Annotated in this window: 13 protein-coding genes; 8 read left to right on the top strand and 5 right to left on the bottom strand. The window is 40.9% G+C overall.

The window, feature by feature from the left end; genetic code table 11:
- The first annotated feature begins 6 nt into the window (after nt 1-6).
- Complete coding sequence (gene rapA, locus HC000_RS03095; protein WP_011329272.1) at nt 7-2,901, top strand: RNA polymerase-associated protein RapA; 2,895 nt, start codon at nt 7-9, stop codon at nt 2,899-2,901.
- A gap of 279 nt (nt 2,902-3,180) precedes the next feature.
- On the opposite strand, the gene HC000_RS03090 is transcribed toward rapA, so the two are convergent.
- Together HC000_RS03090 and HC000_RS03085 are read right to left on the bottom strand one after the other, a co-directional pair.
- Nucleotides 3,181-3,468: a type II toxin-antitoxin system RelE/ParE family toxin gene (locus tag HC000_RS03090; protein ID WP_179806939.1), complete on the bottom strand. Its 288-nt coding sequence runs from the start codon at nt 3,466-3,468 to the stop codon at nt 3,181-3,183.
- On the bottom strand, nt 3,468-3,695 hold the full coding sequence (locus HC000_RS03085; protein WP_011329274.1) for a hypothetical protein: 228 nt from the start codon (nt 3,693-3,695) through the stop codon (nt 3,468-3,470). Before HC000_RS03085 ends, HC000_RS03090 begins: the two co-directional genes overlap by 1 nt.
- A 137-nt stretch (nt 3,696-3,832) precedes the next feature.
- On the opposite strand from HC000_RS03085, the gene rluA reads away from it, so the two are divergent.
- The gene (rluA, locus tag HC000_RS03080; protein ID WP_179806938.1) at nt 3,833-4,486 is read left to right on the top strand and encodes a bifunctional tRNA pseudouridine(32) synthase/23S rRNA pseudouridine(746) synthase RluA; all 654 of its coding nucleotides are present in this window, start codon (nt 3,833-3,835) and stop codon (nt 4,484-4,486) included.
- A gap of 92 nt (nt 4,487-4,578) precedes the next feature.
- On the top strand, nt 4,579-5,604 hold the full coding sequence (locus HC000_RS03075; protein WP_179806937.1) for a DUF3530 family protein: 1,026 nt from the start codon (nt 4,579-4,581) through the stop codon (nt 5,602-5,604).
- Here HC000_RS03075 and djlA read toward each other — a convergent pair.
- From djlA to HC000_RS03060, 3 genes are read right to left on the bottom strand one after another with little or no spacing between them, the layout of a single operon-like run.
- Nucleotides 5,587-6,444 carry a co-chaperone DjlA gene (gene djlA, locus HC000_RS03070; RefSeq protein WP_011329277.1) on the bottom strand — a complete coding sequence of 286 codons (858 nt, stop codon included), beginning with the start codon at nt 6,442-6,444 and terminating at the stop codon, nt 5,587-5,589. The two genes, HC000_RS03075 and djlA, sit on opposite strands and share 18 nt — an antisense overlap.
- A gap of 17 nt (nt 6,445-6,461) precedes the next feature.
- Nucleotides 6,462-7,115: an N-acetylmuramate alpha-1-phosphate uridylyltransferase MurU gene (gene murU, locus HC000_RS03065; protein WP_058374205.1), complete on the bottom strand. Its 654-nt coding sequence runs from the start codon at nt 7,113-7,115 to the stop codon at nt 6,462-6,464.
- On the bottom strand, nt 7,112-8,113 hold the full coding sequence (locus tag HC000_RS03060) for a phosphotransferase (protein ID WP_089368768.1): 1,002 nt from the start codon (nt 8,111-8,113) through the stop codon (nt 7,112-7,114). Before HC000_RS03060 ends, murU begins: the two co-directional genes overlap by 4 nt.
- Before the next feature lie 93 nt (nt 8,114-8,206).
- On the opposite strand from HC000_RS03060, the gene lptD reads away from it, so the two are divergent.
- The 5 genes from lptD to apaG all read left to right on the top strand — a co-directional run bounded on the left by lptD (nt 8,207) and on the right by apaG (nt 14,018).
- Nucleotides 8,207-10,453, top strand: a complete 2,247-nt coding sequence (lptD, locus tag HC000_RS03055; RefSeq protein WP_041454580.1) for an LPS assembly protein LptD — start codon at nt 8,207-8,209, stop codon at nt 10,451-10,453.
- Between the two features lie 98 nt (nt 10,454-10,551).
- Nucleotides 10,552-11,847 carry a peptidylprolyl isomerase SurA gene (surA, locus tag HC000_RS03050; protein ID WP_179806936.1) on the top strand — a complete coding sequence of 432 codons (1,296 nt, stop codon included), beginning with the start codon at nt 10,552-10,554 and terminating at the stop codon, nt 11,845-11,847.
- A gap of 2 nt (nt 11,848-11,849) precedes the next feature.
- Nucleotides 11,850-12,842: a 4-hydroxythreonine-4-phosphate dehydrogenase PdxA gene (pdxA, locus tag HC000_RS03045; RefSeq protein ID WP_011329282.1), complete on the top strand. Its 993-nt coding sequence runs from the start codon at nt 11,850-11,852 to the stop codon at nt 12,840-12,842.
- Entirely contained in the window at nt 12,839-13,645 is an 807-nt protein-coding gene (rsmA, locus tag HC000_RS03040; RefSeq protein ID WP_011329283.1) for a 16S rRNA (adenine(1518)-N(6)/adenine(1519)-N(6))-dimethyltransferase RsmA, read from the top strand. The genes pdxA and rsmA overlap by 4 nt, the downstream gene beginning before the upstream one ends.
- Nucleotides 13,629-14,018, top strand: a complete 390-nt coding sequence (apaG, locus tag HC000_RS03035; RefSeq protein ID WP_011329284.1) for a Co2+/Mg2+ efflux protein ApaG — start codon at nt 13,629-13,631, stop codon at nt 14,016-14,018. The genes rsmA and apaG overlap by 17 nt, the downstream gene beginning before the upstream one ends.
- Nucleotides 14,019-14,026 lie beyond the last annotated feature (8 nt).

Genomic DNA, 14,026 nt, shown 5'->3' with positions numbered 1-14,026 from the left:
ACATATATGAATTTTTCCTTAGGTCAGCGTTGGATCAGTGATACAGAGTCAGATTTAGGATTAGGCACAGTTGTTGCCATTGAGGGCCGTCAGGTCAGCATATTATTTCCTGCTAGTGGCGAAAGCCGCGTTTATTCTTGGGCAGAAGCACCCGTAACCCGTGTGTCATTTAATCCTGGCGATGTGATCAAAAGCGTTGAAGAGTGGGAATTAGAAGTTGAGTCTATTGAAGTGCAAGGCGAGCTACTTTGTTATCACGGTACTCGTGTTGATAATGGTGAAGCAGCCAAACTAAAAGAAACCTTTCTAGATCATTTTATTAAATTTAACAAACCTCAAGATCGTTTATTTGCCGGCCAAGTAGATCGTTTTGATCGTTACACGCTGCGCTACCAAACATGGTTACATAAATTTGAACGTGAACAGTCGCCTATAAAAGGCTTAATTGGTCAGCGTGCTAATCTTATTCCGCATCAGCTTTATATAGCCCAAGAAGTAGGTAAACGTTTTGCACCACGCGTACTTTTATCAGATGAAGTAGGTCTGGGTAAAACAATTGAAGCGGGAATGATTTTACATCAGCAAATTATTAGTGGCCGTGCCAGCCGTGTGCTTATTGTAGTACCCGAAAATCTGCAGCACCAATGGTTAGTAGAAATGCTGCGCCGCTTTAATTTACGTTTCTCTATTTTTGATGAAGATCGTTGCGATGAAGCGTTTGCCGACTCGCCAAATGTATTTGATACCGAACAACTGGTACTTACCAGCCTAGAGTTTTTAACCAAGAAAAAACGTTGGTTCGAACAAGCAACTTTAGCTGACTGGGATTTACTAGTAATAGATGAAGCGCATCATTTAAGTATTAATAATGGCAAGCCAAGCTCAGAGTACCAACGTATGGCCGAGCTTAGCCAAGATATTCCGGGCCTTATTTTACTTACCGCCACGCCAGATCAACTTGGTCATAGCAGCCACTTTGCTCGCCTACAGCTACTCGATCCAGACAGGTTTTACGACTACGACGTATTTAAAGAAGAGGAAGCAAATTACAAAGACGTTGCCGAAGCTGCTAATCAATTACTCCAAGAGCAAGGCCTAGACGAGAGCGCTAAAGCGACTTTAATTGAGCTATTAAAAGAAACCGACATTACCGATATTCTGGCAAAAGCACAGCAAGGTGATTTACCCGCGCGTAAAGAAATACTTAACATGTTACTGGATCGCCACGGCACCGGCCGCATCTTATTTAGAAATAGCCGCAGCGGCATTGACGGCTACCCTAGCCGTATATTACACGCCTACCCTATGCCATTGCCAAAGCAATATAAAACAGCAATGACAGTACTGGGCAATATGAGCGGCATTCAAAATCCCGAACTTAGTGCACAGCGCGCACTATTCCCAGAAAAAATATTTCAAGAGTTTGAAGGCGAAAGCGCCAGCTGGGGAGCATTTGATCCTCGCGTAGATTGGCTAATCGACACTCTTAAAACCCTTAAGCGTGAAAAAGTACTGCTAATATGTGCTAAAGCCGAAACAGCTATCAGCCTTGAGCAAATACTACGTGAACGCGAAGCAATTAAAGCCTCAGTGTTTCACGAAGGTATGTCGATTATTGAGCGTGACCGCGCCGCTGCATTTTTTGCAGACGAGTACGACAACGCGCAAATACTGCTGTGTTCTGAAATTGGCTCTGAAGGGCGTAACTTTCAGTTTTCACATCATTTAGTGTTATTTGATTTACCACTAAACCCAGATTTACTAGAGCAACGTATTGGCCGACTAGACCGCATTGGACAAACTCAAGATGTGAACATTCACGTGCCATATTTTGAAAACACCGCCCAAGAAGTATTACTACGTTGGTACAACGAAGGCCTAGACGCATTCGAATCTACCTCGTCAACGGGACAAATGTTGTATAAAGAATTCCGTGATGACCTACTTGATTACATTGCAGCGCATAACTGCGACGAAGACGAGTTAGATCCATTACTTGAGCAAGTAGCACAAAAAAATGCGGTACTGCGCAAACAAATGGAAAGCGGACGCGACCGTTTACTTGAGCTGCATTCATCGGGCCAAGGCGCAGCCGACTCTTTGGTAGCTGATATTGAAAAACTAGACAATCAGTTTGAACTGCCTAGTTACATGATTAACGTATTTGACACCTTTGGCGTAAGCCAAGAAGATAAAGGCGAAAATACCATTATCTTAAAGCCAACCGAGCATATGTTAAACGCCTCGTTTCCGGCATTAAGAGAAGATGGCATGACAGTTACATTTGACCGCGATACCGCGCTTTCGCAAGAAGACGTGCACTTTATTAGTTGGGATCATCCTATGGTGCAAGGCACCCTAGATATGATTTGTGACGACGATTTTGGTAGCGCATCGGTTGCTTTACTTAAAAACAAAAAACTACCACCAGGCACCTTTTTTGTTGAGCTTATTTTTGTAGCCGAAGCTATGGCACCAAAAGTATTACAAGTAGGACGCTTTTTACCACCTACGCCAATTCGTATTTTACTCGATAAAGCAGGTAATAACTTAGGTGAAAACGTCGCGTTTGACGGCTTTAATCAGCAGCTTTCTGCCGTTGGTCGCCAAACAGCCAGTAAACTAGCTGGCGCATTGCAAAGTGCTATTCACCCAATGATCAGCACCGCAAAAGACATGGCACAAGAAAAGCTTGAAGTTATTCGTGCTGCGTCACTGGCTAAAATGCAAACATCACTAAGTGAAGAGCAGCAACGATTAGTTGCTCTTAAGCAAATTAACCCTAATATTCGCCAAGAAGAAATTACCTTCTACGATAAGCAACGCACAGATTTGACTACCTACATTGAAAAAACCCAGTTAAAACTAGATGCGATACGCTTGATTGTGGTTTCGCACTAACGCTTTGGCGATAAGCTGACAGCCGTTAGTAAAAAATTGCTAATGTGCGAATGAAGAAAGCGCGGTATTTTGAAGTGACCCCATAAAGTTGGATTCATTTCTAAGCAGCTAATAAAGCCTGATTTCGGTAGTGTATCGAACTCAGGCTTTTTAGTTTCAACTTAATGCATGCGTTGTTGTAATAAAAAATTTATTACTGAGCTCACCTTAAAACTTGATAAAAACCCTATAAAACGATTAGTTAAGTGCTATTCAACTCTTTCTAAAATCACTTGTAAATCACAACCACTCTTCTATATCTTGCCCACCCAAAACAGCCATTATTTCAACATCAGTTTCATAAACTCTGTAATAAATACTATCTGAGCCACAAACGGCACGTCGATAACCTTTACGAATATGAGCAACTGATTGGCAGGAATAAGGATTTGCAGCTAGCTTTTCAAACAGAGTAAAAAAAGCATAAAAATAAGTATCTGCTTGCTGCTGTGAATACTCCTTACAGCCATACTGATAAATACGACGTAAGTCTTCTTTAGCATCATTTGAGAGTTTAAACTTTCGCATTACTTAACATTTAGTTTAAATTCAGTCAGGATTTCATCAGCAGATTGATTAGTAAAGCCACTTTTTTCAGATTTAAGCAGTTTACTATTGATAGCTTCAGCCCTTCTTGCACGTCGAATTAAGTCATTCACTAATTCGCTTTTATTCGCGTAATCACCTACATTTTCAATGTGATTACGCAGCCATAAATCATTTTTCTCAGTGAGCGAAATGCTTTGCCTTGCCATAATATATACCTCAAAAAATCATACTGGTGTAATTTTACACCAGTATGAAAAACACGCAATTAAACTTTGTTCTTTTTCCTTGAGCCTTAGTGCCCGCTCCACTAAAATGGCGCCCTTGTAAATCACTGAGGTCGGCCGTGTTAATTAACTACAATCCCCCAACAGATCCGTATTTAACTATTCTGTATCAGGATGAGGACTTACTCATCGTTAATAAGCCTAGCGAGTTGTTAACCGTGCCAGGTAAAGACCCTAAACATGCCGATTGCTTAATAAGCCGTGTTAACCGAGTTTTTCCTACTGCTAAAATAGTGCACCGTTTAGATATGGCAACGTCGGGCATACTTTGCTTGGCAATGAATAAAGCCGCACACCGCCATGTAAGTATGCAGTTTCAGGAGCGCGAAACCGCCAAGCGCTATATTGCCCGGATATATGGGCAACTTGAGGCGCAAACCGGCTCGGTTGATTTACCGCTTATTTGCGATTGGCCTAATCGCCCCAAGCAAATGGTTGATCACGAAAACGGTAAGCCGTCGCTTACGCACTTTAAAATACTTGAACGTGAACCACATGCAACCCGTGTAGAACTAACCCCTATTACAGGGCGCTCGCACCAGTTGCGTGTACATATGCTAAGCCTAGGCCATCCTATTTTAGGTGATAGGCTTTACGCGCACAAAGAGGCACTCGCTGCGGCGCCGCGCTTGCAATTACACGCACAAATGCTCAGCTTAAAACATCCAACTACTGAGCAAATACTTACATTTGAAGCTGACCCTGATTTTTAGCGCTAACAATTAATATTAAAGTTTAGCCTGTTACGCTAAACTTTTTTGCTGCTGCGCCGATATTTAAGTAATATTTTTAATTTGAGTTGGTTATGGTATTGGCGCAGTATTTAAAGGTAATTAAACTAAACGTACTGCTAAGCTGTGCGCTACTTTTAACTGTGCAAGTAACTGCAGCAGAGCATATTGCCCCACCCTCGTATGCAAGTATTGAAAATAATGATATTCAACACTTACTTCCCAATGATGAAATAAAGCCTATATTAGCTGGCGATACTGAATTTTTAACCTTATACAGCGAGTATATGAGTGCTGACTTTAGAGGCACTGTACTGCTTATACCTGATTGGCAATCAAGCGCGACCAATAATGCCGGAATGAGCTTTTTACGCAAAGAACTAAATAATTTAGGCTACACTACCTACGCAATGACAGTACCTGATATTAACTGGCAGGCGAGTGAAGTAGCCACTGCTGCAACTAACGAAAACACTGCAACTGAAAGCACCTCAGCTGAAAATATTCTTGCCCAAAGCTCTGACAATGCAAATACAGCTAATCAAAGCACTGATAATCAAAGCACTGATAATGAAAGTGCTGCAGTTGAAAGTGCTACTATTGAGGATACTGGTGTAAACAAAAGTGCTGAGCCACACCATGTTAATGCCATTGAAAAAGTGAGTGACGCGGTACTCGATAACTATAAAGTAAATTTAATCGCCCGCTATGAAGCACTGTATAATACAGTAATGGCAGAGCCGAATAATATTGTAGTAATTGCCCAGGGGATCAGTGCTGGCGTGCTACTTGAACATTATGCGCAATTTCCCGACTCAAGACTTAATGCATTTATAAGTTTAAGCAGTTATTTACCTAACAGTAAACGTAATCAAGACTTAAGCCAAACTTCGTCTTTAATTGCCCCACCATTACTGGATATTTACTACGCTAACGATAACAACGAGATTTTAATGAACCTTAAAAATCGTCAGCGCTGGGTTAACCGCAACGCAAAATTTGATTATCGCCAACGCCAGTTATTTGGTTTGCGCAATCAGCCCGATCAACATGCACGCCTAAGTAAAGAAATAGACGGCTTTTTACGCCGACTTTTTTAAATACTCGTAAGCAGCTTGAATATCTTGGCTTTTTTTGACCGCTAATTCCATCATATGTTTTGGTAAACCTTGCGATACCAATTTATCAGGGTGATGCTGCGCCATCAGTTTTCGATACGCGAGCTTTATTTCTCGCGCTGTTGCCGAGTCATTAAGCCCTAATAATGCCAACGCTTGTGTGCGGTTTATATTATTATTAGGTGGTACATGATGGCCTGAACCTTCACGGTAACTGCTACTTTGCCCTTGTTGTTGTTTATAACGCTGTTGCTGCTGCCTAAAGCTAAACTCTGCTTGGTAACGCTTTAATACAAAAGCAAAGTGCGCTCTAGATACGCCTAACTGTTTACTCACTTCTTGTAAAAGTAGTTTTTCTTGCTCAGCGAGTACACCATCTGAAAATGCCATTTGAATTTGAATTTCTAAAAATAGCTGTAATAAATCATAACGCTTAGCAAAACGTTCTTTAAAGTCTTGTACTGTTTCTTTTAATGAAAAATCATTTTCTTTACCCGACTGAAATGCATGTTGTGCTTCGCGGCGCTCTTCGCCTTGTAGGCCCATTTCGTCCATAAATAACGTTGCAGCTTTAATATGTACTTCGCTAATGCGCCCATTTGATTTAGCAATATGCCCCATAACTGCAAAACAGCTAGAAAAAAACAGCGCTTGACGCTCGTTGACGTCGTCACCTTTAAATAAGTTTGAAAAGCCACCGGCTTTATCAAAATCTTTTTTTAAGCTTTTATCAAACATATGGCCAAGATATAGGCCAAAAATAGCACCAAATATTTTGCCAAACATAAAACCGAAAATAAACCCGAGTATTTTTCCCCACATCTAAATTATTACCTCTATTAAATTTGTCGTTGATTAAGTGCTGATAATCGCTCAGGAGTACCTACATCATCCCATTGGCCTATGTAGAGTTCGGTAGAGACTAAATGTTCAGTTAATTTTTTAGCTAAAATAGGCCCAAGCGGACGAACACCTTGCTCAAAATCGTTAAAAAAATCGGCTTGATATCGGCCAATTCCAGAAAATGTATATTTTTGACTATCACTCGACAAATGACTGAGTGCAAAATCACCGTTAGGATTATGCGGTGGGTTTTCTATCAGCACTATGTGCGCCTCACCCGCTTGTAAATGCAGTTGAGTTAACGCGCTTACGTCGTAATCGGTATATATGTCGCCATTTATAACAATAAAGGTATCGCCTAATAGGGGCAGCGCAGCAATAATGCCACCGGCCGTTTCAAGGCCACCTGCCACTTCTTGGCTATAACGTATATTTACGCCCCACTTGCTGCCATTGGCAAAATAATCTTTAATTTTATCACCTTGCCACGCAAGGTTTATTACTATTTCGGTAATACCCGCCGCTTTAAGATTAACTATATGATGCTCAATTAATGGCTTACCCGCTACTGCCAACATAGGTTTAGGCATATTTTGCGTTAGTGGCATCATACGTTGTCCGCGCCCGGCCGCTAAAATCATCGCCTTCATGTGCGCTCCTTAGCCAAGCGCTCAACCACTTTAGGAGCAATGGTATTTTGTATAAATAAGCCAAGGGCCTGTAGCTCTGAATAATTAGCAGCTACCTCTACAATGTATGCAAGTGTAGGAAGTATATTAGCCAAATAACCTTTTTTACCATCACGTAAATACAAACGACAAAAAATACCTGCCGCTTTTAAATGGCGCTGTAAACCGGTTAAATCAAACCAATATTTAAATTCATTAAAGGTAACATTAGCAATTAAACCTTGGCGATTAAATTCATCGTATCCGTATTTAACTAAATGAGTTAATTCGCTCTCTGGCAGTTTAAAATAGCAATCGCGTAACAAAGATACCAAGTCGTAACACAACGGCCCGCGTACAGCATCTTGATAATCTATGATCGCCCATTGCTGGTTGCAGCGCATAATATTACGACTATGGTAATCGCGGTGCATGGTAACGCTAGGCTGAGCAAGCATGGTATTACTAAGCAGATCACAGCTTGTTTGCCACAGCATTTGTTGCTCTGCTGTTAGTTCACAATCAATGAAGTCATGCATTAACCACTGGCTGAATATGCCAAGCTCAACAGCTATAAACTTTTTATCATAAGCTTGCATAGCAGCGGCTGCAGGTGTTTTTGCCCACTGTACGCTCAGCTTAATTAATTGCTGGTAATACTCGGTGCGGTGCTCATCATCAAGCATGTCTGCTAGGTGCGTGCTGCCTAAGTCACTTAAAATAAAAAAACCTTGCTGCTCGTCACTGGCAATAATAGCGGGCAATAAAAATCCTTGCTGCGTAAATACGCTATTAAGCGAGATATACGGCGCATTATTTACTTTAAGCGGATCGGAATCCATCACTATAAAGCTGTTATTAGCACAATTTAAGCGATAATAACGACGAAAACTCGCATCGGCAGTAATTGCCGCTAACGTGCATTGTTGCTCACTAAAGTGAGTATTTATAAAGAGTTGTAAGCGTTCAAAACGTGTCATTTTATAAGCTATCTATTTTTCACTAATTACTTTGCCATTGTTTTCCTTTATTATGTCTACTTGAAATTAATCACAGCGTATAAAGGTCGATAAATGAGCAAAACCTGGGGCATATTGATGCTAAGCGTACTGAGCGCACCATCGCTTGCCGAAACTGAACTGACACACAAGTTTTGTGGCACTTCAATGCAAACCAGAGCTTGGCAACCGCTTCCTGGCTTAAAGCTAGGTATGGTTGATATTCGCGCTAACGACGTAGAGCTTTTAGGCACACAAAGCGCTGAATTTACTGGTAATGTTGATATTAACACCGTTAATATGAGTTTGTCCGCACAAACTGCACTAATCGATAAACAGCGCGGTTTACTCAATGCTACTGGGCCAATTACTTATCGCGACAAAATAAGCGAAGTTAACAGCACTGGCCTCAACGCCGATTTAAATAATTCAGCAATCAGCTTACTTGGTGCACAATATAGCCTAACACAACAGCTAGGCAAAGGTGGCGCTGAAAAACTCACCGTTGATGAGTCTGGCTTAATGCTAATGAATGCAAGCTTTACTGCTTGCCCTGGCGAAGTACCTGTGTGGGCCATTGAAGCCGACGAAATTAACCTTTCTCGCGAAGAAGGCTGGGGCGAAACCTATAATGCGGTTTTACGCATCCTAGATACGCCGGTTTTATATTTACCTTATTTTACCTTTCCGCTTGATGAGCGCCGTAAATCTGGGTTACTTACGCCTAGTTTTTCAAGCTCAGATCGCTATGGTTTAGAAACTATTACGCCTTACTACTGGAATATCGCTCCCAATTTAGATGCCACCATTACCCCGCGTTATATGTCGCGTAAAGGTTTACAACTGCAAACTGAATTTAGATATTTAACCCAAGAGCATGAAGGCTTAGTGGGTATTGAATATTTAAATAAAGATGATTCAGACCCCGATCTTGGCGATCGTTATATGTTTCATTGGCAACAAAAAAGCTATTTAGGTGAAAACTGGCGCGCTAATGTTGATATAACAAACGTGAGTGACGACAACTACTTAACTGATTTAGACTCTAATTATGCCAGTAAAACCGATACTCAATTGTACAGAACAGGCTCGCTTACTCATATGGGCGACACTTGGCGTACCGATATTACAGTACAAAACTTTGAAGTACTGGGCGATCACTTAGAGTCTTATACCGCTTTGCCACAAATTAGTTTTACCCAAACCGCACCTTGGCAATACGACAACTTTGATTTTAGTGTATCGGGAGAAGTGAGCCACTTTACTAATAGCTCAGCTATTATTGATCAAGCTACTCGAATACATATTGAGCCAAAAGCTCGCTTTGATTATAAAGAACATGCATGGTCGTTTTTATCAGAAGTAAGCATATTACAAACAAACTACAAACAGCATGGTGATTTAGAAGGAACTCAATACAGCGAAAGCGTATCGCGTACACTGCCAAAAGTACGTTTGTATACACAACTTAATTTTGAGCGCGAAACCTCCTACTTTATTGATGACGGTATTCAAACTTTAGAGCCACAGCTACAATATTTATATACCCCTAATGAAGATCAATCTGATATTGGCTTATTTGATACTGCCAAACTACAAGATGATTTTTTTGGTTTATTTAGAGACACACGCTTTTCAGGTGTTGATAGAATAGCTGCTGCTAACCAATTTACCTTAGGTGCAACGACTCGGTTATTTGACAAAAAACACCAAGAAGTATTTAATTTTAGCGCCGGACAAATATTTTATTTAAGCGATTCAGCCAAACCTACAGAGCAAGGATTAAACTCAGACACCAACTACAATGCCTTGTTTGCAGCACAAACCATGGTACATTGGCATCGTCGCTGGTATTTATCTGCGGGTATTCAGTATGATACTGACGGTAAACAAATTATTCAGTCTAACGTAACGCTCGACTATAAAGGCGACGATAATGAGCTAGTTCAATTGAACCATCGGTATTCAGATGATGTCTCAGGTAATGCAATTGAACAAACAGGCTTATTTACAAGCATTCCAGTGAGCGACGAATGGCAGTTTATTGCAAGCTATCACCGCGACCTTGAAAATAACCGCAGTATCGAAGTGTTAAGCGGACTACAGTATGAATCGTGCTGTTGGGCATTTCAAATTACTGGCCATCGCCAAATTGTTACCGACTTAAATCAGTCTATAGGGCAACAACAGGCGACTTTTGATTCAAGCATTCGTTTGAATTTTGTTTTAAAAGGGTTAGGTAGTAAAAGCCGTTATGATGCTAAAAAATTATTACAACAAGGTATTTTTGGTTATCGTAGACCGTATTTTCTTAATGACTAGGACACTATTTTTAAAGTTAAAGTAGTATTAATTAACGCTAAAAATTGAGTATTCCCTAGGATCACAACAGTACTATTAGCAAGAGTAGTAAAAAGAATATGAATTTAAAAAAATTATTAACATCAGCAGTTTTAAGTATTAGCTTATGCCAAAGCGCATTTGCAGCTCCGGTTGAAATCGACAAAGTTATTGGCATAGTCAACCAAGGAGTTATTTTAAAAAGTGAAGTGGACACCATAGTTAACCGTGTTAAAAAGCAAGCTGAAGAACAGAGTCAGGAGCTTCCTAAAGACGAAACATTACGTGTCCAGGCCGTAGAGCGATTAGTTAACCAAACACTCATGATGCAAATGGCTGAGCGTATGGGGTTAGAGATTTCAGACAGCCAACTAGATCAAACACTTGCAAGTATGGCTAAAGAGCAAGGCGGTAGCATTGCAGATTTACGTCGTACTATTGAGGGCTCGGGAGAAAGCTTTCAAGCATACCGTGAAGAAATTCGTAAAGAGATCACTACGCAACAAGTTATGCGCGCCAATGTTGATCGCCGTGTTTATGTAAGCGAGCAAGAAGTAGATAACTTACTAAAAATTATGGAAAGCCAAGGTCAAAACGCAGAAGAGTATGACATTGGCCATATTTTAATTGATATTCCTAGTGATGCTAGCGCCGATGAAATTGCGTCAGCTAAAACGCGCGCAGACAAAGTAATTGAATTACTTAATGACGAGCAAGAATTTAAACGCATTGCTATTTCATCATCAAGCGGCTCTCAAGCACTTGAAGGTGGACAACTAGGTTGGATGAGCATTAACGAAATGCCGTCGTTATTTGCTGAAGCCGTAAAAGGTAAAAAGCAAGGCGCTATTATTGGTCCGCTGCGCTCTGGTGCTGGTTTTCATATTATAAAAGTCCAAGATGTTCGTGGTCGTCAAGTTGTAGAAACAACTGAAACTCGCTCACGTCATATTTTAATAAAACCATCTATTATTTTAAGTGAAGAAAAAGCACGTAGTATGCTTGCCGGTTTTGTAAAAGACTTACGCGCTGATAAAGCCGACTTTGCAAAACTTGCTAAAGAATACTCAGAAGATCCAGGCTCAGCCCTTAAAGGTGGTGAGTACGATTGGGCTGATCCAACTAGCTATGTTCCAGCCTTTAGAGATACTTTATTATCACTTAAGCAAAATGAAATTAGCGAACCATTTAGAAGCCAATTCGGTTGGCATATTGTGCAGTTACTCGATACCCGTGTAGCTGATAAAACCGAGCAAGCTAAACGCAACCGCGCCCATGGCATGCTATTTAATCGTAAATTTAAAGAAGAAAGCTTTAACTGGCAGCAAGAAATGCGCGAACAAGCCCATGTTGAAATTTTCCCAATAGACGAATAACTATGACATTACGTATCGCAATTACCCCTGGTGAGCCTGCGGGCATTGGTCCAGATTTACTGTTAAAACTTGCCCAACAAACTTGGGACGCACAGCTTGTTGCCATTGCCGACGCGAATATGCTTAAGCAACGTGCAAAACATTTAGGCTTAAGTATAAAGCTAATAGAGTTTGATCAGCACGCTGCAGCAACGCCTGCACCAGCAGGAAGCCTTTACCTACATCAAGTAGATGTAGCTGAGCCTGTAGAGCTAGGTGTGCTTAACGATGCTAATGGCCAATACGTATTGGACACTTTGCGTATTGCCAGTGAAAAAAACATGGATGGCACTTTTGCAGCAGTTGTTACCGGCCCAGTACATAAAGGCATTATTAATAAAGCCGGTATTTCGTTTAGTGGCCACACCGAGTATTTTGCACAACAGTCGAATACCGCAGATGTAGTAATGATGCTTGCTACGCAAGGCCTAAGAGTAGCGCTGGTAACGACGCATATTCCGCTTGCCTATGTATCGCGTGCTATTACAGAGGATCGGCTAATCAAAGTAGCGAGTATTTTAAACCACGACTTACAAACTAAGTTTGGTATAGAAAAGCCGCGTATTTTAGTCTGTGGTTTAAATCCTCATGCTGGTGAAGATGGCCATTTAGGCCGTGAAGAAATAGATACCATTATTCCAACACTTGAAATACTTAACAACCAAGGTATGAACCTGATTGGTCCACTCCCTGCCGACACTTTATTTCAAGATAAATACCTAAATGAAGCCGATGCCGTATTAGCTATGTATCACGATCAGGGGCTACCTGTGCTAAAATACAAGGGATTTGGTAACTCGGTAAATATTACCTTAGGTTTACCATTTATTCGCACCTCAGTAGATCATGGTACTGCTCTGGATTTGGCAGGCAAAGGTACTGCTGATGTTGGCAGTTTTGAATTAGCGATCCGCGAAGCAATTAAGCTCGCCCAAGAAAAAGCACAAAATCAATGACCGATAAAGTACATTTAGGACACCGCGCCCGTAAACGTTTTGGACAAAACTTTTTATTTGATGACATGATCATCGGTAAAATAGTGAGCGCAATCGATCCTAAACCAGAAGATAACCTAGTAGAGATTGGTCCAGGCCTTGGCGCAATTACTGAACCGGTAGCCGAATTAAGCGGCCATTTAACGGTTGTAGAATTAGATAAAGATTTGGCACAGCGTTTAATTGAACACCCATTTTTGGGACCTAAATTAACCGTAAACCAAGGCGATGCAATGACCTTTGATTTTGCAAGCTTGGTGAGAGATGACAAAAAACTAAAAGTGTTTGGTAACTTACCGTATAACATTTCGACTCCGTTATTATTTCATCTTTTTGAATTTGCAGACAATATTGAGCACATGCACTTTATGCTGCAAAAAGAAGTAGTAAAACGCATGGTTGCAGGCCCGGGGAGCAAAACCTTTGGTCGTTTAAGCGTAATGACTCAGTACTACTGTAATGCAATGCCGGTTATAGAAGTACCGCCTGAGTGCTTTAAACCTGCGCCTAAAGTTGATTCGGCGGTTATTCGCTTAATCCCTAAAAAGCCTGAACAACGCACTGCAAAAAGCGTGAAAATTTTAAATAACGTTTGCCTAGAAGCCTTTAACCAGCGTCGTAAAACACTACGCAATAGTTTAAGCAACTTACTAACTGCAGATGAGCTAACCAGCATTGGCATAGATGTTACTTTGCGTGCTGAGCGCTTATCGTTACAACAATTTATTGACATAGCAAATTGGATTTATGACAACAAGCAGTAATATTGGATCGCCTGTAAAGGTATCTGTTGAAACATTTTATGTAGAAGAGCAGTCGCAACCTGAACTCGAAAAGTTTGTATTTGCTTATTCTGTAACCATTAAAAACCACAGTTTGTGTAGCGCTAAATTACTGAGCCGTTATTGGTTAATTACCGATGCAAATGGCAAAGAAATTGAAGTACAAGGCGAAGGTGTGGTCGGCGAAAACCCGGTTATAGCACCCGGCGAAAGTTATAAATATACCAGTGGGGCAATACTAGATACCCCTGTAGGTACTATGCAAGGGCATTATACGTTACGTAACGAGTTTGGCACTGAGTTTAAAGCGCCTATTAACGTGTTTCGTTTAGCCTGCCCTAACATACTGCACTAGTACACTAT

Source organism: Pseudoalteromonas sp. MIP2626 (assembly GCF_013414205.1).
GTDB classification, from domain to species: Bacteria; Pseudomonadota; Gammaproteobacteria; order Enterobacterales; family Alteromonadaceae; genus Pseudoalteromonas; species Pseudoalteromonas nigrifaciens.
The sequence above is the reverse complement of the archived record's forward strand: the minus strand, read 5'-3'. Positions and strand labels throughout refer to the sequence as shown.

What these genes read in the sequence shown, in the direction of transcription:
- rapA (WP_011329272.1), top strand. Translation starts at nt 7, where the DNA reads ATGAATTTTTCCTTAGGTCAGCGTTGGATCAGTGATACAGAGTCAGAT.
- rsmA (WP_011329283.1), top strand. Translation starts at nt 12,839, where the DNA reads ATGACCGATAAAGTACATTTAGGACACCGCGCCCGTAAACGTTTTGGA.
- pdxA (WP_011329282.1), top strand. Translation starts at nt 11,850, where the DNA reads ATGACATTACGTATCGCAATTACCCCTGGTGAGCCTGCGGGCATTGGT.
- HC000_RS03090 (WP_179806939.1), bottom strand. Translation starts at nt 3,468, where the DNA reads ATGCGAAAGTTTAAACTCTCAAATGATGCTAAAGAAGACTTACGTCGT.
- djlA (WP_011329277.1), bottom strand. Translation starts at nt 6,444, where the DNA reads ATGTGGGGAAAAATACTCGGGTTTATTTTCGGTTTTATGTTTGGCAAA.
- lptD (WP_041454580.1), top strand. Translation starts at nt 8,207, where the DNA reads ATGAGCAAAACCTGGGGCATATTGATGCTAAGCGTACTGAGCGCACCA.
- HC000_RS03075 (WP_179806937.1), top strand. Translation starts at nt 4,579, where the DNA reads ATGGTATTGGCGCAGTATTTAAAGGTAATTAAACTAAACGTACTGCTA.
- surA (WP_179806936.1), top strand. Translation starts at nt 10,552, where the DNA reads ATGAATTTAAAAAAATTATTAACATCAGCAGTTTTAAGTATTAGCTTA.
- HC000_RS03060 (WP_089368768.1), bottom strand. Translation starts at nt 8,113, where the DNA reads ATGACACGTTTTGAACGCTTACAACTCTTTATAAATACTCACTTTAGT.
- murU (WP_058374205.1), bottom strand. Translation starts at nt 7,115, where the DNA reads ATGAAGGCGATGATTTTAGCGGCCGGGCGCGGACAACGTATGATGCCA.
- HC000_RS03085 (WP_011329274.1), bottom strand. Translation starts at nt 3,695, where the DNA reads ATGGCAAGGCAAAGCATTTCGCTCACTGAGAAAAATGATTTATGGCTG.
- apaG (WP_011329284.1), top strand. Translation starts at nt 13,629, where the DNA reads ATGACAACAAGCAGTAATATTGGATCGCCTGTAAAGGTATCTGTTGAA.